General features: G+C 63.6%; 16 protein-coding genes. 5 read left to right on the top strand and 11 right to left on the bottom strand.

What is annotated here, in order from left to right; translation table 11 throughout:
• The 6 genes from QMC96_02405 to QMC96_02380 all read right to left on the bottom strand — a co-directional run bounded on the left by QMC96_02405 (position 1) and on the right by QMC96_02380 (position 6,844).
• Positions 1–1,962, bottom strand: a complete 1,962-nt coding sequence (locus QMC96_02405; protein ID MDI6875608.1) for a glycoside hydrolase family 15 protein — start codon at positions 1,960–1,962, stop codon at positions 1–3.
• The gene (locus QMC96_02400) at positions 1,934–2,941 is read right to left on the bottom strand and encodes a TIGR03885 family FMN-dependent LLM class oxidoreductase (protein MDI6875607.1); all 1,008 of its coding nucleotides are present in this window, start codon (positions 2,939–2,941) and stop codon (positions 1,934–1,936) included. Before QMC96_02400 ends, QMC96_02405 begins: the two co-directional genes overlap by 29 nt.
• A 222-nt stretch (positions 2,942–3,163) precedes the next feature.
• Positions 3,164–5,143, bottom strand: coding sequence for a glycoside hydrolase family 15 protein (locus QMC96_02395; protein ID MDI6875606.1), 1,980 nt, complete (start codon positions 5,141–5,143; stop codon positions 3,164–3,166).
• 9 nt (positions 5,144–5,152) lie between these two features.
• Entirely contained in the window at positions 5,153–6,127 is a 975-nt protein-coding gene (locus tag QMC96_02390; protein MDI6875605.1) for a TIGR03885 family FMN-dependent LLM class oxidoreductase, read from the bottom strand.
• Between the two features lie 176 nt (positions 6,128–6,303).
• A complete protein-coding gene (locus tag QMC96_02385) occupies positions 6,304–6,483 on the bottom strand; it encodes a hypothetical protein (protein MDI6875604.1) in 180 nt (59 codons plus the stop codon).
• Between the two features lie 130 nt (positions 6,484–6,613).
• A complete protein-coding gene (locus QMC96_02380) occupies positions 6,614–6,844 on the bottom strand; it encodes a hypothetical protein (GenBank protein ID MDI6875603.1) in 231 nt (76 codons plus the stop codon).
• A gap of 386 nt (positions 6,845–7,230) precedes the next feature.
• Between QMC96_02380 and QMC96_02375 the strand changes: the two genes are divergently transcribed.
• Positions 7,231–9,306, top strand: coding sequence for a cation:proton antiporter (locus tag QMC96_02375; GenBank protein MDI6875602.1), 2,076 nt, complete (start codon positions 7,231–7,233; stop codon positions 9,304–9,306).
• 439 nt (positions 9,307–9,745) lie between these two features.
• Positions 9,746–10,129: a hypothetical protein gene (locus QMC96_02370; GenBank protein MDI6875601.1), complete on the top strand. Its 384-nt coding sequence runs from the start codon at positions 9,746–9,748 to the stop codon at positions 10,127–10,129.
• A gap of 648 nt (positions 10,130–10,777) precedes the next feature.
• Here QMC96_02370 and QMC96_02365 read toward each other — a convergent pair.
• On the bottom strand, positions 10,778–11,269 hold the full coding sequence (locus QMC96_02365) for a hypothetical protein (protein ID MDI6875600.1): 492 nt from the start codon (positions 11,267–11,269) through the stop codon (positions 10,778–10,780).
• Positions 11,270–11,496: 227 nt separating this feature from the next.
• Complete coding sequence (locus tag QMC96_02360) at positions 11,497–12,033, bottom strand: tetratricopeptide repeat protein (GenBank protein ID MDI6875599.1); 537 nt, start codon at positions 12,031–12,033, stop codon at positions 11,497–11,499.
• 249 nt (positions 12,034–12,282) lie between these two features.
• Between QMC96_02360 and QMC96_02355 the strand changes: the two genes are divergently transcribed.
• Both QMC96_02355 and QMC96_02350 read left to right on the top strand, forming a co-directional pair.
• Positions 12,283–13,434, top strand: coding sequence for a DUF11 domain-containing protein (locus QMC96_02355; GenBank protein MDI6875598.1), 1,152 nt, complete (start codon positions 12,283–12,285; stop codon positions 13,432–13,434).
• Positions 13,435–13,593: 159 nt separating this feature from the next.
• The gene (locus tag QMC96_02350; protein ID MDI6875597.1) at positions 13,594–14,667 is read left to right on the top strand and encodes a TIGR00341 family protein; all 1,074 of its coding nucleotides are present in this window, start codon (positions 13,594–13,596) and stop codon (positions 14,665–14,667) included.
• A gap of 491 nt (positions 14,668–15,158) precedes the next feature.
• On the opposite strand, the gene QMC96_02345 is transcribed toward QMC96_02350, so the two are convergent.
• Positions 15,159–15,530, bottom strand: a complete 372-nt coding sequence (locus QMC96_02345) for an ATP cone domain-containing protein (protein MDI6875596.1) — start codon at positions 15,528–15,530, stop codon at positions 15,159–15,161.
• A gap of 251 nt (positions 15,531–15,781) precedes the next feature.
• Between QMC96_02345 and QMC96_02340 the strand changes: the two genes are divergently transcribed.
• Positions 15,782–16,519 carry a hypothetical protein gene (locus QMC96_02340; GenBank protein ID MDI6875595.1) on the top strand — a complete coding sequence of 246 codons (738 nt, stop codon included), beginning with the start codon at positions 15,782–15,784 and terminating at the stop codon, positions 16,517–16,519.
• Here the strand turns inward: QMC96_02340 and QMC96_02335 are convergent.
• Complete coding sequence (locus tag QMC96_02335; GenBank protein ID MDI6875594.1) at positions 16,500–17,927, bottom strand: amino acid permease; 1,428 nt, start codon at positions 17,925–17,927, stop codon at positions 16,500–16,502. The two genes, QMC96_02340 and QMC96_02335, sit on opposite strands and share 20 nt — an antisense overlap.
• Before the next feature lie 355 nt (positions 17,928–18,282).
• Positions 18,283–19,110 (bottom strand): YhfC family glutamic-type intramembrane protease, encoded by an 828-nt coding sequence (locus tag QMC96_02330; protein ID MDI6875593.1) that lies wholly within the window; start codon positions 19,108–19,110, stop codon positions 18,283–18,285.
• Positions 19,111–19,313 lie beyond the last annotated feature (203 nt).

Below are 19,313 nucleotides of genomic sequence, written 5' to 3'. Positions count from 1 at the left end.
CTACCTCTGTCTCCCGTCGGCCGAAGTCTCTACTGCAGCCTGATGGTAAGCCGCATGGGCGCGGCCCAGCGTTCTTCGGTGATCGGGAGTGCCGATGGGGGCGTGCCCTGGAACATCCCTCCCCCCGGCATAGGCGAGGTAGAGGGCGCTGTTGATGATGCCGATGTGCGTGAAGGCCTGGGGGAAGTTGCCGAGGAACTCTCCCGTTTCAGCATCGATCTGTTCTGCAAAGAGCCCCGCGTGATTCGCATGCCCGAGCATGTTCTCGTAGATCTCCAGCGCCTCTGCATGCCTCCCGGAGAGCGCCAGCACATCCACGAGCCACAGGGTGCAGAGCGCGAACGTCCCCTCCTCTCCCGGGAGATCGTCCTCTGCGTTATGGCGGTACAACAGCCCGTTCTCCATCAGGTGCTCCATCGTCGCATCGACCGTCCCCCGCACGCGTTCGTCTTCGAAGGGGAGGAACTCGAACATCGGCATCCGCAGGTTGGCAGCGTCGAGTTCTTTTGAACCGTAGGCCATGACAAACGACCGCAGGTCGGGATCGTAGCCCTTCTCGAGGATGTCGTCACGGATCGCATCCCGGTTCCGCCTCCACCGCCCGACATCCCCCTGCAGCCCGAATCGTTCGGCGAGATGCACGGCGTAGTCGAGGGCGACCCAGCTCATCAGCTTGGAATAGACGTAGTGGCGCGGTTCGCCGCGGACCTCCCAGATCCCATGGTCCGGCTCTTTCCAGACGGCGCACACGTGGTCGGCGATCCAGCCGAGGAAGGTCAGGATCTCAGGATTTAGCGTCTCCCCCCGCCGGAGGAGTTCATAGCCCGTAACGAGCAGTTCCCCGTACACCTCGTGCTGATTCTGTTTTGCCGCCCCATTCCCGATCCGCACCGGCCTGGAACCCCGGTAGCCGTCAAGGTGATCCAGCTCCAGCTCGTCCAGATCAGCCTCCCCGTGGACGCCGTACATGATCTGCAGCGCCTCCCCCTGCTCGAAGTGCTGCTCGGAGACCCGCACGATCCAGTTCAAGAACTCGATCGCCTCTTCGCGGTGACCGAGGGCGATGAACGCCTGCGCCGTCAGCGAGGCATCCCGGATCCAGGCGTAGCGGTAATCCCAGTTCCGCACCCCGCCGATGCCTTCCGGCAGAGACGTGGTCGGGGCGGCGGCGATGGCCCCGCTCTCGGCGTGCGTCAGGAGCTTGAGGGCGAGCTCCGAGCGGATGAGCATCGGGAGCCAGCCGCCGGCCCATGCCTCCGAGTGCAGCGCACCTTCCTGGTGCGCCCAGTTCTTCCAGGCCGCGGCGGTCCGCTGCAGCAGATCCACGGACGATACCGGGTCGAACGAAACGTCCCGCGTGCCCCAGCGCGTGACCAGCACCCGCCTCTCGCCGTCGTGCATCGGGAACCGCGCCTGAAGGAAGGGCCCGAATTCCCCGTCCGAGACAACCGCATCAACAGCTCCCCCGAGGGCCAGGATCCCCGCATCGCTCGCCGCCACCCATCCCTCCCCGGCAGGCTCGATCCGTGTCGGGGCCCGGGCGTAATCGAACCGCGGGGACCACTCGACCTCCACCGTGACCGCTCCTTGGGAACACTCGAGGATGCGGTGGATCTCCGAGGGGGCGATGGAGCGTTCGCCCCCGTGCGAGTTCCCGGTACCGTGGATGCGCCCCCGGAGCGGCATGAAGTCGGTCAGCGTGAGCAGACCTGTACCCGTCTGAATGCGGGTCTCCAGCACATTCGTGTCGCCGAGATAGCGCTGCTCCCCCCTATCGGCTCCGGCGGCTCCGATTCGAAACCGACCGCCGCGGTTGGCGTCGAGGATGGCCGCGAATACGCTGGGGCGGTCCAGGTGGGGGAAACAGCACCAGTCGATCGAACCGTACCGGCTCACCAGCGCGACGGTGCGGAGGTTCCCGATAGCGGCATAATCAGCGATCGGTTGATACTGCGGCGGCATGCGAAGCCTCCTTGCCGATCAGGGCGGGAAGGACTTCCGAGCCGTAGAACTCGACGAACTCCCTCTGCCCGGTGTTCACGTTGTGGATGAAGAGCCGCTCGAACCCGAGCCTCGCATCTTCCCGCAGCCACGCGATGTGCTGCTCCGGATCCGAAGAGATGCGCACGCTCTCGCGCATGTCCTCCGGTCGGACGAACCGGGACGCCGCATCGAACATCTCCGGCAGGCGGATGCCGGTGTTCACCGAGCTCGGGAAGGCGTTGTAACGCCACTGCTCCCATGCCCCGCGGAGGGCATCCGCCTCGTCCGCTGCATAGGAGACGTCCACCTTCAGGTACATCGGCTTCCCGCCGCCGCCGCCCCGGCGGAACGCGTCTACCACCTCTTTCAGATCCTCCGGAGGACGACTGGTGGTGATCAGCCCGTCCGCCCAGCCCCCCACCCACTCCGCCGTCTGCGGGGTGATCGCCGCGCCGAACAGCAGCGGCGGCGTCTCCGGTCGGGTATAGAGCCGTGCCAACTCGACGCTGACAAGGCCGTGGTGCGTGACCGTCTCTCCGGCCCACAGCCTGCGGATGATCTCCGCACACTCCAGCAGCCGCTCGTTCCTCTCCGCTTTGGGAGGCCATCGGGTGCCGGTGATCCCCTCGTTCATCAGCTGGCCGCTCCCGAGGGCGAGCCAGAACCGATCGGGGAACATCTCCGCGAGCGTTGCAGCTCCCTGCGCCACGATGGCCGGGTGGTAGCGGTATCCCGGCGCCGTCACCACCCCGAAGGGGATCGCCGTCGCCTGCATCGCCGCCCCGAGCCAGGACCAGGCATACCCGCTCTGCCCCTGGCTCTCGCTCCAGGGGTAGAAGTGGTCGGACGAGGTTACCGCCTGGAAACCGGCAGCCTCTGCCAGCTGCACCAGCTCCAGCAGGGAACTTGGAGAAAACTGCTCGTGAGAGGCGTGATAGCCAATTTCAAGCCTGTCCATCCTGTCCTCCTCCGTGCATTCAAACGCTACGGCAGGACTCCATAGAGAGAACGCATAATAATGTTTCTCTCCCGTGCGATCCGGATGTGCCGGCGATCGCCCCGAGCCGGCACCTCAAGCCTTGGGGAGTGGGGGTGAGGGCGGGACCGGCAGCTCCGCCATTTTGGGATTCGCCGCAGGTATGCACGGTATTCCGCGGCTGCCGCGCGAATGCGCGACCCTTCAGGCACGCCCGTTCCGCCGGCTCTTCCGTGCGGATGGAGGCTGATCGGACGGATTGCCCTCCGGCACCCGACGGGTTGCTGCCACTCCTGGCCGCTCCCGACGCAGCCGGTGCGCCGGAGCAAACCCCTGAATCTCCCTCCCCTCGGCGCAGGCAAGATACAGGAGACAGGTGATCAGACCGAGATGGCTGAATCCCTGGGGAAAGTTGCCAAGGATGCTTCGATCGGCCGGGTCTACCATCTCGCCGAAGAGGCCGACGTGGTTTGCCGATCGGGCGACGTTCTCCAGTATGCCCCGGGCCTCCCGAAGCCGCCCCGAGAGCAAGAGCGCATCCGCCAGCCAGAAGGTGCAGAGGACGAATGCACCTTCGTGCATGCTGCCATTCCCCTTCGGAAGACCCGCATCGGTGCAGTAGCGATGTACGAACCCGTTCCGGGTGAGCCTCTCCAGGGTCCTCCCGATCGTCCCCTGCACCCGGCAGTCCTTTGCAGGGAGAAACCCGAGGATGGGAATGCGGAGGTTGGCGGCGTCGAGGCCCTTCGATCCGTAGTAGAGGACGAATGATCCCAGTTCCTCGTCGTAGCCGTTCGCCAGGACATCCCTCCGCACGTTCTCCCGCTCCCGCCTCCACCGATCCGCGTCTCCCTCCGCCCCGGTCAGTTCGAAAAGGGCAATTGCCCTGTCGAGGCCCGCCCATGCCATGACCTTGGAGTGCACGAAGTGGCGTGGCCTGCCCCTGCACTCCCAGATCCCATGGTCCGGCTCTCTCCAGAGGTCGCCGATGCGGTTCGCCATCCTCTGGAGGAAACCCATGGTGTCCGGACCGTGCGGGCGGCCCATTCGGGAGAGTGCGAGGGCGGCATCCAGGAGGTAGAAGAAGACATCCAGCTGAAGCTGACCCCGGGATACCCCGCCGATGCGCACCGGCCTCGAACCGCGGTAGCCCTCGAGGTGGGGCAGCTCGACCTGTTCCGGAGCCTCCTGCCCGTCGACGGCATACAGCGGCTGGGGAAAGAGCGCCGCATCCGCGTGCAGCCTTTCGACCTCCTCCATCCAGGCCAGGAACGACACCGCCTCCTCCCCGTGCCCGAGCGGGATGAGGGCCTGTGCCGTCAGCGAGGCGTCCCGGATCCAGGCGTAGCGGTAGTCCCAGTTCTTCCGTCCCCCGATCGCCTCCGGCAGGGAGGTTGTCGGCGCGGCCACGATGGCACCCGATTCTGCGTGATCGAGCAGTTTGAGTACCAGTTTGGAGCGGAGGAGGAGGGGATGATAGCTCCCGGCCCAGCCAGCCGCATCGCTCGTCGTGAATGCCCATGCCCGCCAGGCCGCGGCGGTCTGCTGCAGGGTCTCGTCCGCCTCCCGGAGGGTGTATTCGGTCTCCTCCGTGTTCCAGCGGACAACGAGAGCGCGTCTATCCCCACTCTCCATCCGAAACCGCGCACGCAGGATATAACCGCGGCCTTCGTCCCGGAGCCTGCCCTCCTCCAGCGGCGAGAGCGATAATCCCTGGTTGCCCCCGGAGGCGAACCAGCCTCTCCCTGCCGTTCGGATGCGGGGGAGAATGCGGCCGTAGTCGAACCGAGGGGACCACTCCACGTCCACGAGCACCTCACCGTCCTCGCACTCCAGGATGCGGTGGATCTCCGGGCGGGTGCTGGACGTGCCGGGCTGACGCAGATCGCCGGCGAGCGGCATCAGGTCGGTCACCGCCAGAACTCCTTCCGGGCCGCTGAACCTCGTTTTCAGCACGTTCGTCCCATCGACGTACTGCTGCTCGCCCATGCCGGCTGCCTCCGCCGAGACGCGGAACCGTCCGCCCCGTTGCGCATCCAGGAGCGCGGCAAAGACGCTCGGGCTGTCGAAGCGGGGGAGGCAGCACCAGTCGATGGAGCCGTCCCGCCCGACGAGGGCAGCAGTGCGCATGTTCCCGATCGCCCCGTATGCCGAGATCGGCTTGTAGTCCCGTGCACGGACCATGACGGTACCTCACGCGTGCAGAGCCGGGATCACCTCGCGGCCGAAGTCCTCGATGAAGGCTCCCTGTTCGCGGTTCACGTTGTGGAGGATGATCCGGTCGATGCCGAGCGCGAGGCATTCCCGCAGCCATTCGGTGTATCTTTCCAGAGACGACGAGATCCACAGGTGATTGGGCATATCTCCGGGCCGCACATGCCGGGAGAAGGCCTCGAACAGCGCCGGGCTCCGGGTGTTGACGATGGTGTTCCCGCCGTGCACGAGGTAGCGCCACTGGTCCCAGGCGCCCTCCAGCGCCTCCTGCTCGGTCCGCGCATACGAGATGTCCGCTTTCAGGTAGACGGAGCTGCCTTCGCCTCCTCCCTCGCGGAATGCCTCGATCGTCCCCTCGATATCCGAGTTCGGTCCGCCAACAGTGATCAGACCGTCCGCCCAGCCGCCTGCCCATTCCGCCGTCTTTCTGGAGGTCGCCGCTGCCAGGAGAAGCGGCGGCTGGCGGGGGAGGGTGTAGAGCCGCGCACTTTCCACACGAACCAATCCCTTTGATGTCACCGTCTCTCCGGCCCAGAGGGCCCGCATCACCTGCACGCAGCGGAGGAGCCGTTCATCACGCTCCGTTCCGGTCGGCCACCGCTCGCCCGTGATGCTCTCGTTCAGCTGCTCGCCGCTCCCGACCGCCATCCAGAACCGCCCGGGGAACATCTCGGCCAGGGTGGCCCCCGCCTGGGCAAGTATCGCCGGGTGGTAGCGGTACCCCGGAACGGTCACAACGCCCAGGGGGAACCGTGTGGCCTGCAGCGCGGCTCCGAGCCACGACCAAACAAAGCCGCTCTCCCCCTGGCTCTCGCTCCAGGGCTTGAAGTGATCGGATGCCATGGCGGTTTCGAACCCGGCCGACTCTGCCGCGCGGGTCAGATCGAGCAGCCGCCCGGGAGGGAACTGCTCATGGGATGCATGGTAGCCGATGCCCGCCGTCCTCGCTCCCAACCGTCGCACTCTCCTATGATGGGTTCTTCCGTGCGGCGACACCATAAAAATCTGTCCCCTCGGCCTGTCCGCTCGATGGAGGTGAGCAGCGGCGATGGTTGCCCCGGGACGAACCGTGCGGGGGCACCGGGGTATCTTCGCCTTCGAACGCTCTATGTCCGGATCCTGCATGCGGCCTATACGACCAGTAGCAAAACGGCGTAGATCAGCGCTCCCGGGAGGAAGGGTATGAACCGGCTCTCGCGCCCTTCGGGCAGCTCCTCCTTGAGCGTGTTCGGGATGATGCCGCCCACCAGGAAGGCCGTAAGCACGGCGATGAGATCTCCGGGACCCGGGTCAGGGTCCCGATCGTCCATCCGCACATCAGGGCGATGGCCAGGATCCACTGCCCGGTCTGCTCGTAGGGATCGCGGTGAGCCTATCGGAGAGCATAATCGTTCACGAAAAAGTGCAGCCCGCGACGGAGAAGAACGCCAGGCTGAGGGGTCACGGGTCCACCCGATGCACCGGCAGGTAGCCGCTATGGGTGTTGCAGAAGGTAAAGGATGCGCTGTGCACCCAGGAGACGCCTGCATGCACATCCCGCTCCGTTCCTCCCGATCTCCCGGGCTGCACCACCTTCTCCAGACCGTAGAACGTGACCAGCCCGACGAGGGAGATGAGGCAGATGTGGTGATCCGGCAAGGCGAGCGCACTCTCGAATACCTCTCCCGCCAATACCTGCCCGGCGGACAAAGACGTATGCCACGGAGTCCCCGGCGGCCAGGGACAGCAGGCGGCTGCGGAAAGCACCTCGTAACAACGCCAGTTCTCCGCGATGAGATGCCCCCCGCGGGGGCGATCGATGGACTCGGCGAGAAGAGAATCATCGCGATTCCCTTCCGCAGGAGGGACAGGGATCCCGCTCCCGGGGGTGCGGATCCGGGGAAGAAAGGCTGTCCGTGGCTGTCCGGCACCCGGGAGGCGGTGCGGAGGTTCTTCACCGGATGGATTGCGGGATGCAGCATTCTCCGGCATGAAGGATAAAACCTAATCTACTTGGATCGCAGAAAAATTACGGATCGTACGCGCAATACCGCGGAGAGTCCAGCACGGGACCGAGCATGGAACTGCAACTGTTAAACGCCATCGTCCTCATCTTCGGGATCTCCCTCATCGTGGGGCTGCTTTTCAATCCGCTCCGCATCCCGCCGCTCGTTGGGTTCATCCTGACGGGCGTCATCGTCGGGCCGAGCGTGCTCGGCATCGTGCAGTCCGTCGAAGAGGTCAACGTCCTCGCAGAGATCGGGATCATCCTGCTCCTGTTCACCATCGGCCTGGAGTTCTCCTTCAAGCACCTCTGGCAGATGCGGAACCTTCTCGCCGTCAGCGGGTCCATCCAGGTCTCCCTCACGTTCCTCCTCTCCTTCTTCCTCGCGACCCTTGCCGGTATGCCGTTTGCCGAGGCCGTCCTCCTGGGCTTCCTCTTCTCCCTCTCCAGCACGGCGGTCGTGCTGCGGATCCTCCACCAGCGGGGGGAGATCGCCACCCCGCACGGCAGCATCATCCTCGGGACCCTGATCTACCAGGACATCATCGCCATCCCGATGATCATGGCGATCCCCTTCCTTGCCAGCATCTCCTCCCCGGCCGCGGTGCAGGCGTTCAGCATGGAGTCCCTCTACGCGATATTCGCCATCGACGTCCTCATCGTCGTCATCCTCGTTGCGGCCGCGAAATGGGGAATACCCTGGTTCCTCTACCAGATAGCGCGGACAAGGAACCGCGAGCTATTCCTGCTCTTCATCGTCGTCATGTGCTTTGGCGTCGCCTGGCTCGCATCCATCGCCGGCGTATCGCTCGCGCTCGGGGCCCTGCTCGCGGGTCTGCTGATCTCCCGATCCGAGTACAGCCACCAGGCGATTGGGAGCATCGTGCCGTTCCGCGACATCTTCACCAGCTTCTTCTTCGTGTCGGTGGGGATGCTGCTCGACGTGGGATTCCTGCTGGAGCACCTCGGGCTGGTCCTGCTCCTGATCGTGGGCGTGATCGTCGGAAAAGGGCTGATTGCTGCTGTTGTCCCGATCGTGCTGGGCTATCCGATCCGCACCATCACCCTGGTCGGGCTCGCCCTCGCCCAGGTGGGCGAGTTCTCCTTCATCCTCTCCCGGAGCGGCCTCGACTACGGCATCCTCGCCCCGGACATATACCAGCTCTTCCTGGTGACCGCCCTCATCACGATGGCCCTGACACCCTTTGTCATCGGCGGCGGGCCGCTGCTCTCCGATCGGCTCTGCCGTATCGGGTTCATCCACCGCCTCCTGGATGCCCGCTGCCCTGTCGAGCAGTCCCCCCGCCAATACTTAACAGCGCACCTGGTGATCATCGGCTACGGCGTGACGGGGAGGAACCTGGCGCGGGCGGCGCGAGCCGGCGGGATCCCCTACGTCATCATCGAGATGAACCCGGAGACCGTGCGGAGGGAGCAGGCGGCGGGCGAGCCGATCCACTACGGGGACGCCACGACGGAGGCGGTGTTGACGCATGCCGATATCGAGTCGGCCCGCATCGCCGTGATCGCGATCAACGATCCGGTCTCCACGCGGCAGATCGTGGAACTCTGCCGCCGCCTGAACCCCTACCTCTACATCATCGTGCGGACGCGGTACCTGACGGAGGTGGCGCCCCTCCAGGATCTGGGCGCCAACGAGGTAATCCCGGAAGAGTTCGAGACCTCGGTGGAGATCTTCACCCGGGTGCTGAACAAGTTCCTCATCCCCCGGGACCGCATAGAGGGGCTCATCACGGAGATCCGCTCGGACACCTACCAGATGCTCCGCAACCCAAAAGAACTCCCCTCGACGCTCTCGGATCTGATCTACCGCATGTCCAACGTCAGCATCGTCACCTACACAATCGAGCCCGGCTCTCCCGTGGCGGGCAGGACACTCGGCGACATCAACCTCAGGAAACGGTTCGACGTGCTCATCCTTGCGATCCTGCGGGGGCAGCGGACAATCACCAATCCCGGCGGGGAGACGGAGCTCAGACCCCACGATATCGTCGTCGTCCAGGGCATGCCAGAGCCTGTTGCGCGGGCCTCCACCCTCTTCCAGGCGCCCAAAAGGGAGGAGGGGGGAGCGGCGGATGCTCCGGCCGGAAAACCTTCCGAGCAGCCCACAGGTTCCGGGAGCGGCTAAAAACGCTATAAATCTCGCTGGGAAGAGCGGCGGGCGGCAGCGTGCACCCTCCCCTTCAGCTGTCGTTTCGGTTTCCGGGATCCTTTGAACAGGCTCCGTATCGCAGAGGATATTGTCATAGTATTTTAACAGAAGGTCTCCTGGATATGTATACCTTCACTATCGGGATTTGCCGTATTGGCTCCCGTATTCGAACGCTTTTTCTGAATATAGATTTTAAAACAGCAGAGACGAAGCCGAGCAGCCGGGCGGCATCCCCCGGCAGCGGCGGAGCCATGAACGGAGCGGGAATCGCAGATGCAATCCAGGCGGCGCGCAGTCCACCGGCAGGGCCGCAGTACAGGGCGGAGAACCGGGATGAACGCGCGTGCAGGCATCTCCCCATGTCCCCCTCCCGGCGAACCGAAACATATATCGGGTAATTGCACATGCAATTGGCATGGATCCGAGAGGATTGCAGCACGAAGAGGGTGCTCCACGGATTTGGTATGCGTTCGAACTGCAGGGAAAACTCATGCTGCTGCGGCAGCTGCTGCGCCTTGGGGAGCAACTGCAGCAGAGGGGCGAGATATCCGAAGGAGGCATGCAGGATATCCGGAAGCTGCTCCTGAACGCGGTGGAGCAGATCCGCGACCAGCCCGCCAAAGACCTGCCGGACGAGGAGTACCAGAAATACTACCGGAATGTGGTGGACCAGCTGGACTTCGCGGCCGGCAACATCCTGGGGGGCAACTTCGATGCCGCATGGTACAACCTGCACGAGGTCGCCGAGTTTGCCATCCCCATCTGGGACGATTTTCACCGCCGCACGCTGTCCAGGTAGCGCGATCGAGGTCGAGCGGGAGATCGGGCGTTCCCCGAGGCATGGCGAGAGGCCGGGGAATCCCCGCTGGAGTTCGGGTCACCTGCCTGCGTCGGGAACGAAGAATATTCCTGCCCCCCCAGCCCCTATCCCGCTACGGTGCAGGATCCAGGCGCCTCACAAGGCTCCACTTTGTCCCTCGGGACGGCATGGCGCATTCGATCCCGCACGGGGGGACTGCGGAGAGATGTTTTTTTAGGAGGGACTGGGCGGCTCTGGAGCTGCAGCACCCGCAATCCCGGAAGATCCGGAATCGGACCTCGCTCTCAAGAGCAGTTTCCTTCGTGGCGCCGGGAGCGGCCGGCGGATGCCCCGCCATTGCTGCGACAGGCTCCAATGCCGGATAATCCGTTCTCCGGGGCGGATGCATATCGGTATCGGGGAGATCCTGCACGGTCCGGAAGACCGGAAGAGACGACGACCTTTAACCCTTGGAGAGGGCTCTTCGCACTGCGGGGGCGGGAATTGGGAAAGGATGCGCACCCGCCTGCTTCTGGCGTGCGAGGTGCCGACCTTTATCCTGTTCCCTCTCCACAGGGCGGATTCTCTTTTTGATGCCGGGAAATCTGCAAGATCTTCGGGTTGTTCTTGGCGCCCGATTCTCAATAATTAAAAATCCCCGTCCTTTTCAATCTTGATGAAAATTCCGTCGGGGCGTTTTTGAATGATCGCCCTGGCGAGAAATTCCTGCCTTAGATCTTCTGGAAGATGCCGCGATTGCCAATCGCGCTCCCTGTCAACTGCAACCTCAGCATCACCGGGGTTGGTTGCTGCAACGGCTTTCAGGGCATAGTAAGCACCGCCGAAGGCGTGCTGGGTGACATGCGCAGTCGCCACCGCTTGGCCTGCAGCACGCGCAGCAAAACTGGCCGCATGATTCTCCTTCGCTTCGCGGGCGGCGGCATGGGCGGCACGGGAAGCTTCACGTATCTCACCCATTATAAACACGCCCGTGCGGACCCATGTCCGGCATGCTTCGAGGGCACGGCGTGGCCGGTCGTCCTGCGGATACGCCTCCTCGAATAACGGAAGTACCCGTTCGGCGCAGTCTGCAGCCCATGCCGCCATCCGTCTCTGATCTTCTCTGCTGTATTTTTTCATGCCTGATCTTTCGTGGTGAAGGCATCAGGATTTGATACTCCTAAGAGTATCATCGAACAATACCGACCCCCGCGCCATGGGCGAACGTGATTTGCTGGCCCACGTCATGCCACGCAAAGGGATGGAACACCCCTCTGCACCGCATCCTCTCGACCCCCGCGGGATGCGGTCGCCCCGGAGGGGGAAGGCGGCGTTCTCCGCTGTCGTGCTCGGGAAAAAGGCGGCTGTCAGGAGTCGACGACCTTGAACGACCCGCGCTTCAGCTCCTCCGCCTGGTTCTGGCACTGGCGGGATTCGGCCACGCGGTTCAGGCGAAGCAGGGTGTTCCCCTTGTTCTCCCAGGCCGGAATGAAATCGGGATTCAAGGCAATCGCCTGGTTGAAGCACCTGACGGCCTCTTTCGGGCGACCGATGGCGTCCAGGATCACTCCTTTGTTGTTCCAGATGCGCGCATCCTCCGGGCTGAGCTGCAGCGCCCGTTCGTAGCAGGCGAGAGCCTCGTCGAGCATGCCCATGTTGGCGTAACAGTTGCCCTTGTTGTTCCAGGCACGGATCTGCCGCGGCTCGATCTCCAGAATCCTGTCGAAGCACTCCAGCGCCTTCTCGTACTCGCTGCTCCGTGCATACGCACTCCCCTGCTGGTTCAGGTCTGCGATGGTGGCGTCTGCACGGACCTCTTCTGCCGCCCTCTCGCCTTTTTTCGAGCGCGGGGCGATGCCGCGGAGGGTGCCGGCCACTGTCTTGAGGAGTCCCAACCCTACCACCTATTCGTAAAAGGAGAAACGACGCGTCATGATAAATACTTTGTAGAGATTGGATTAAAATTACAGGATTGTCAGGCGGTTTTTGGGAAATCATGAGTTGCCGCGCCCGCGCCCGGAGGCGGGAGAAGCGGGGCAGGGTCTCTGCAGAACGGGGTATGCTGGAGCCATCGAACCATCGAACCAAGCGGTTCGATGCATGCACCGCCCGGATTATAGGAATATATACGATCCGCCATCGAATCTCTGATCATGACGAAGAGATGCATGCACATCGCGCAGATCGTTCTCGTCAGCCTGCTGCTGCTGAGCTGCACCATTGCGGCAGCGGCAGCAAGCAACATCACGATCACAAAGAGTGTGAGCCCATCCGCGGTCTACACCGGCGATGCGGTCACCTGGAAGGTATGCGTCACGAACAACGACTTCTCAAGTGCCAACGTAACGGTGGAGGACGCACTGTTCGCCGGGAACGGCAGCCCCGTGTACCTCGCATCGGTATATGCCTCCAACAGTTCAGGATCGGGCGAATTCAACAGCACCACCGGTGTCTGGACCATCGAAAACCTGGCGGGCAAGAGTAACACGACCCTGACCCTCGTCACACGGTTCGCCGCTGCGGGGACCTACACCAACTGGGCGAACATCACGGAGTACGACATTCACGACTCGGACACGTCCGACAACAACGCCTCGGCGGAGGTCGAGGTGAAGGCCCCGACCGACCTCACCGGACGGATCATCATCAAGCCCGAGACGCTCAACCTGAAGAGCCGCGGCATCTTCCACGTCTTCGTGAACATCACGGGTGAATATGCAGCGGATGCAATCGATCTTGCCAACAGCAACCTCACCTGCAACGGCGCTCCGGCCCTCGACCTGAAGATCGCGGGCGCCGGGGATCCCGAGAGTGCCTTTGCCAGGATCATCGCCAGGTTCAACCGGCAGGATCTGGTGAACACCAGCGCCGAGAACGCCACGATCGACTGCACGGGCACGATCGTGGTGGGAGGCGAGGCGATACGGGTCGAAGGGGGCGACGAGGTTCGCCTGATTCACGAACAGCGTCAGGATTCCTTCCTGGACAGGATCCTGAAGTTCCTGGGATTCAGGAAGGACGATCCGCTCCCTGCAGAGGCTTCAACGCTGATCTCGACCCTGCCCGAGGGCATGAAGAGCCCCGGCCAGGCCAGGAAGTACATCGAGACTGCGGCCACCACTCCCGACCCGGAAGGTCTCGTTGAGGAGACCGGGGTCCCGCCGCAGGAGAATCCCTCGAACGGCAAGGCCAAGGGACAGGTCAAGCGGACCCAGGAGCAGTGCCAGAATCAGACCTGTGACGGTGCCGACGTCACCCCCACTCCCCGCGGAAAGGGCTACGCCAAGAAGACCGCCGAAGAGTGATCCGGCAATATTCTCCCCCATCCTTTTCTGAACCCTTCTCACCCGAATATTCCGTGCATTCTGCTCCCCCTGAAGGGATGCACTCAGCCCTGCGGAAGGTCTTTCTTCCTTCAGACTGGCTATCACAAAGAGTATTAATGCTACGGTCCCATACCCTCGATGGATGCTCTGCCCATGAAGAAGGTGACGATAACCGTATCGAAAGAGCAGGCGGAGAAACTGGAGCCCTATCTGAAGGACACGCTCTATTTCACCGAGGAGCGCCAGGGGCGGACGCGGATCACGGTCTTTGTCCTGGACGAGATGCTCGAGGAGATGATCGAGAAGACCTACGATGCCCTGGACGCCGCGAAGGGCACGGGCTCGAAGTTCAGCCGCCCCGTCTGGACCGGGCTGATAACCAGGATCGAGAAGACGATGGATCCGGCCGACGAGGACGTCCTTGTCGAGGTCTCCTCGCCGGATTTCGTCATCTCCCCGGCCCTCGAGAAGATGAAGGAGCGCGTGCGGATGCTGCGCCAGCCCCGGAGCGACATGACCATCGAGAAGATGGTCTCGCAGACCGAAGGCTACACCCGGCTGGACAGCCGCACCGTCCTGCTCGCCGGCATCGCCGGCATGGTGGGGCTGATCGGGCTCTTTTTGAACAATATCGGGATCGTCATCGGCGCCATGCTCCTCGCCCCGCTCCTCGGGCCGATCTACGCCCTCGCCATCCAGGCGGCGATCGGGAGCATGCAGGATATCGGGAGATGCGTGCGGATCATCGTCCTGCTCCTGGCGATGCTGATCGGAGTGGCCGTGCTCGTGACGTTCAGCTTCTCTCTCGTCTTCCCCCTCCCGCTGACCCCGGAGATCGCCGCCCGCATGGACGCGAACGTGATCTACATCGTGATGGCGATCCTCCTCGGGTTCGCCACGATCGTCGCCCTCTCCCGCGGCATCCCCGAGGGGATCGCAGGGGTGGCGATTGCCGCCGCGCTCCTCCCCCCGGCGGTCGTGACGGGGATCGCGCTCGTCATCTATCCTTCCGGAGCCCTGAAGGCCTTCATCCTGACCCTGCAGAACGTGGTGGGGCTGGTTGCAGGAAGCATCCTGGCGGTGACGACGCTGGAGATCGGGCCGCGTGACCTCTTCCAGCGGTTCCGGGCAAGAAAGGCGCTCACCCGCATCGTCCTGATCCTGGCCGTTTTCATCATCCTGCTGACCGGGCTCTCCTTCGTGGCTGGATGATCCTCGATCTCCTGATGCCCTTTTCACCGCTCGATGCCGTATTAACTGCACGCGGCATCGATCAACGCTTGATGGGCCCTGCACCTGCCACGATGATGAGGTTCACCGCCGCTCCGCCTCCCGGAAGGGGGCGGAGCGGTGCGAAATAGCCCGTATCCGCGAGCACGATGGCCACTCCCGGGAGTTCCCCCGCCCTATGATCGCGGAATGGCAGCAGTCCAATTATCCATCGGTGGTTTCGGCAGGGGATTCGTTGTCTCCCGTGTATATGGTTGCCCCGGGATCCACGCATGGTGATTCGCTCCCTCAATGGACCTGCCCTCCTGCTGCGACAGCGACGAAGTCGAGTGGAAAAAGCGGGCACACTCATTGCCGCGTGCTCGGGGCTGATGAGCATGGGCGATCGACTGTCGGGTCCGGTCTCAATCCCAGCCCGATCTCCCGGGGGTTTGTAAAAAGAGTTCTCTTGGGGTTCCTACTCTGGAACCCCGTCAGGGCATCTTGTGGTGCTCTTCCTTCCACTGCATCCAGTTCTTGTACGTATCCATGTCCCTGCGCTTGAGGATGTACTGGACGTCGTGGTCGATCTCGGCGGTGGTCATCCCCGTGTGGGTCGTCCTCTTGATGTCCTCCACAACATCCGTGGCCAGCTGCTCGTCGGCGCCGGCTTTTTTCACCGATTCTTTGATTTTATCGGGATTGAACTCCTCGATGTGGCCTGTGCCCTTGGCCACCTTCGCCTCCTGCCAGCTGACCGGCTTCATGCCGGCGATCCCGCCGAACTCCCTGCGGGCGCTCTCGTACATCTTCTCGATCCGCTCCCTCTGCTCCTCGGCAGGGGATCTTCCTCTCTCTTGTGCCATGTTTTCATCCTCCTGTGCGACGTTTTTTGCGTTCCTCTGCAAGCCTGTGCGTTCTCCCGCCGGATAAACGGAGTCTTGTTCGAATCCAATATTTCGGCGGGTAATGCAGTCTTTCAAACCCTGGGTTGGTCTGACTCAACTCTGGCATAGTGCAAGCCACAGCCTGCGGGGAGCCAATAGCGGATCTTGTATAAAATTTTTCTCAGGCTCCACGACCTCCGGCTTAAATAGTGAAACCGCCATCTCCCCCCATGGCCTCTCCCGCAGGGCTTGCCCTGGCCGTGGCTGCGCTCGCCGCCGTCCACCTCGCCGCCGCTTACCTGCGGTTCCTGGACGTCATCCCCCGCAGCCGCTGGCTCTCCCTCGCCGGCGGGGTGTCGGTCGCCTACATCTTCGTCCGCCTGCTCCCCGAGCTCTCCGCCGGGCAGATGGTGGTGGGAAGGGTTGTCCCCCAGACCTTCGTCCTGCTGGAGAACCATGTCTACATCATCGCCCTCCTGGGGCTGCTTGTCTTCTATGGTCTGGAGAGGGTGGTGCGGGAGTCCCAGAAGAGACCGAAGCAGAGGTACCGCGATAGCACCACCAGCGCACGGGTGTACTGGCTGCACATTCTCTCGTTTGCACTTTACAACCTGTTGATCGGCTACCTGGTCGTCCACCGCGAACGGCCCGGGCTCCAGAGCCTGGCGTTCTTTGCCGTCGCCATGGGGCTCCACTTCCTCGTGACAGACTATGGCTTGAAAAAGGACCACCGGGGCGAGTACAACCGCACCGGACGGTGGATCCTCGTCGGCGCCCTGGTGTTCGGATGGACGGTCGGCATCCTGACCGAGGTCCCCGTGGCGCTCATCGCCGTCCTCGCCGCCTTCCTCGCCGGGGGCGTGATCCTGAATGTCTTAAAAGAGGAGCTCCCCGCGGAGCGGCAGAGCCGCCTCATCCCCTTCTTTGCCGGAGCGCTGGCGTATACGCTCATCCTGCTTGTCGCATAGCCTCCTGGAGCCGGCTGTGGCGGATACCGTAGAACCGGTACAGGACGAGTCCCAGGGCCAGCCAGAGGACGAACCGCAGGTGGGTGACGGTGGGCAGGGCCAGGACGAGGGCGAGGCAGGAGGCGATGCAGAGGAGGGGGATGAATGGCACCAGCGGAGTGCGGAAGGGGCGGGGTGCGTCGGGCTGCGTGCGGCGCAGCACGATCACCCCGGCGGCGACGATGATGAAGGCGGCGAGTGTCCCGATGTTCACCAGTTCGGCGATCGCCTGCAGGGGCAGGAGACTGCTGATGGTCGCGGTCACCAGCCCCACCAGCAGCGTGACTTTGACGGGCGTTCGAAAGACCGGGTGCACTTCCTTGAAGGTGGACGGCAGGAGCCCGTCCCGGGACATCGCGAAGAAGATCCGGGTCTGGCCGAAGAGGAGGACGAGGAGCACCGATGTGATGCCGAGCAGCGCCCCGACGGAGACGAGCGCCCCGCCCCAGGGGATGCCGACCCGGTCCAGGGCGAACGCGACCGGTGCCGGCACGTTCAGCTCGGTATACGGGACGATGCCGGTGAGCACCAGCGAGACCAGGACGTAGAGGGCGGTGGCTACGAGAAGGGAGCCCAGGATCCCGATGGGGAGGTCCCGCTGGGGGTTCTTCACCTCCTCGGCGGCTGTCGAGACGGCGTCGAACCCGATGTAGGCGAAGAAGACGATCGCCGCGCCCGTGATGACGCCGCCCCACCCGAAGGGCATGAAGGGGGTCCAGTTGACCGGCTGGATGCGGCTGTATCCCAGGTAGAGGAAGAGGGCGACCACGGCCAGTTTGATCGTCACGATCACAGCGTTCACCCGTGCGCTCTCCTTGACCCCGACGATCAGGAGGGCGGTGATGGCGGCGATGATCAGGATCGCGGGGAGGTTCACAGTGCCGCCCGCGACACCCGGGGGGTTCACGAGTGCGGCGGGGAGCGTGATCCCCCCTGCGGCGAGGAGGTTGACGACGTAGCCCGACCAGCCGACGGCGACGGCGGCGATGGCGACCGCGTACTCCAGGATCAGGTCCCAGCCGATGATCCAGGCCCAGATCTCTCCCAGCGAGGCGTAGGTGTAGGTGTAGGCGCTGCCGGCCACCGGGACCATGGCTGCAAACTCCGCGTAGCAGAGGGCGGCAAAAAGACAGACGGTGCCGGCGATCAGGAAGGAGACGACGAGTGCCGGGCCGGAGTAGTTGGCCGCGGCAACCCCGGTGATGACGAAGATGCCGGTCCCGACAATGGCCCCGATCCCGAGCAGGACGAGCTCGAACGGGTTCAGCACCCGTTTCAGGGCATGCTCGCCCTTCGTGCCCTCTACGAGCTGCGAGATGGGCTTGGTCTGGAGGATGCGGCGGGCGGGAGGTGGTGCACGAGTATGCATCGGCAGAACGGTATGGGGACGCGTGCTTTTAAAGGTTCAGATCAGAGGCTCTGGAGAAATCGCTGGCTGAACAGGAGGACCGCTCTCCGGTCATCAGGGTTTGGGCTTCGCACCCACTTTTTCCCACACATTCGTGCGATTGAGAGACTTTTTTTTTTTTGTTCCCATCCCCAGCGGGAATCTTGCACTGTTCCCGATTGCTCTTCCCGCTCCAGAGAGAAGGCGCTCTCATCCCGTCCGAACGTACATCCCCTTCCCGCCCGGCCACCGAAACCGCTTTCCGCCACAATAGCCCGTGTTTACCCCCGATCCTCGCGGAACTTGTCCGTGCATTTATGGCCGCTCTTCCCAACTCTCACAGGCTCCGGGCTTTCGGGACTCTCGGCCACGTGTACCAGATCAGCGCCAGGGCGATGACGGCACTCACCGCAACAGAGATCTCTGCGGCCGCGATCCCTGCGGTGGCGGCCAGGAAGACGGCCAGGGCATCCAGGGCCGTGTGCCAGAGGATGGCAAGCAGCAGCAGAAGAGGGCGGCCCTGCACGACCGCGAAGAGCACCAGGATGGTGAGTGCGATCTGGATGGGAAACGTCATCAGCCGCTCCAGGAGGCCCACCAGGGGATCCAGGGGGGTGAGGTTCAGGAGGGCCTGGTTCTGGGCCTCGATCGCCGCGATCTGCTCCTCGGTGAGGGTGCCGCCCAGGCTCTCGTTGATTGCCTCGATCCGGGCATCGGTGAGCGGGGCTGCGGTGACGTAGGAGAGCAGGGTGAGAAAGACCAGCCCGCCGACCAGCATGCTCTCCACGCCGCCCCAGCCCGCCCCGAAGAGAAGCCCGTTTTCCGTGGAGAGCGGTATGCTGCGGGGCCGGAAGAACCAGCGGAAGACCAGATACCGTCCGACTTCCTCGAAGAGGCCTGCAAGGAACCCCAGGATGATCGCAAAGACGGCCAGCGAGATCGTGCGGTCCGGAAAGATCCCGTTGAGGGCGATGGCGATGGGAGTCTGGGTGAACAGCACCAGCGGCGTGTGGATCACCTGGACCAGGATGAAGAAGAGGGCGCCGTAGAGGAATATCCGCCAGGCGAGGGCGAACCTCCGCACGAGCCACCAGGCAACCCCCAGCGGCACGACGATCTCGAGGAGGATCGCGATCGCGAAGGAGAGAACGACGAGCGGGTCCATGAGAACCGATTCGCCGTTCCGCATTGAAATATCTTCTCTTCAGTCCCTCTCCGGGGCTGCCCGGGGTGTGTCCGATGCGGAAGTCATCCGGGCCTGCTCATCGCCCACGGATCGAACCGGGATCCGCTGCCTTGCGTCCAATCCTGCAGGCTGCATCGCAGCAGGGGGGAGGACGGAGCACCCACTCCACCCGTTACCCCGCC

The sequence above is a fragment of the Methanomicrobiales archaeon genome (assembly GCA_030019205.1).
Classification (GTDB): Archaea; Halobacteriota; Methanomicrobia; order Methanomicrobiales; family JACTUA01; genus JASEFH01.
The sequence above is the reverse complement of the archived record's forward strand: the minus strand, read 5'-3'. Positions and strand labels throughout refer to the sequence as shown.

What these genes read in the sequence shown, in the direction of transcription:
- QMC96_02365 (MDI6875600.1), bottom strand. Translation starts at nt 11,269, where the DNA reads ATGAAAAAATACAGCAGAGAAGATCAGAGACGGATGGCGGCATGGGCT.
- QMC96_02385 (MDI6875604.1), bottom strand. Translation starts at nt 6,483, where the DNA reads ATGGACGATCGGGACCCTGACCCGGGTCCCGGAGATCTCATCGCCGTG.
- QMC96_02345 (MDI6875596.1), bottom strand. Translation starts at nt 15,530, where the DNA reads ATGGCACAAGAGAGAGGAAGATCCCCTGCCGAGGAGCAGAGGGAGCGG.
- QMC96_02350 (MDI6875597.1), top strand. Translation starts at nt 13,594, where the DNA reads ATGGATGCTCTGCCCATGAAGAAGGTGACGATAACCGTATCGAAAGAG.
- QMC96_02400 (MDI6875607.1), bottom strand. Translation starts at nt 2,941, where the DNA reads ATGGACAGGCTTGAAATTGGCTATCACGCCTCTCACGAGCAGTTTTCT.
- QMC96_02330 (MDI6875593.1), bottom strand. Translation starts at nt 19,110, where the DNA reads ATGGACCCGCTCGTCGTTCTCTCCTTCGCGATCGCGATCCTCCTCGAG.
- QMC96_02395 (MDI6875606.1), bottom strand. Translation starts at nt 5,143, where the DNA reads ATGGTCCGTGCACGGGACTACAAGCCGATCTCGGCATACGGGGCGATC.
- QMC96_02355 (MDI6875598.1), top strand. Translation starts at nt 12,283, where the DNA reads ATGACGAAGAGATGCATGCACATCGCGCAGATCGTTCTCGTCAGCCTG.
- QMC96_02405 (MDI6875608.1), bottom strand. Translation starts at nt 1,962, where the DNA reads ATGCCGCCGCAGTATCAACCGATCGCTGATTATGCCGCTATCGGGAAC.
- QMC96_02370 (MDI6875601.1), top strand. Translation starts at nt 9,746, where the DNA reads ATGGATCCGAGAGGATTGCAGCACGAAGAGGGTGCTCCACGGATTTGG.
- QMC96_02335 (MDI6875594.1), bottom strand. Translation starts at nt 17,927, where the DNA reads ATGCATACTCGTGCACCACCTCCCGCCCGCCGCATCCTCCAGACCAAG.
- QMC96_02340 (MDI6875595.1), top strand. Translation starts at nt 15,782, where the DNA reads ATGGCCTCTCCCGCAGGGCTTGCCCTGGCCGTGGCTGCGCTCGCCGCC.
- QMC96_02375 (MDI6875602.1), top strand. Translation starts at nt 7,231, where the DNA reads ATGGAACTGCAACTGTTAAACGCCATCGTCCTCATCTTCGGGATCTCC.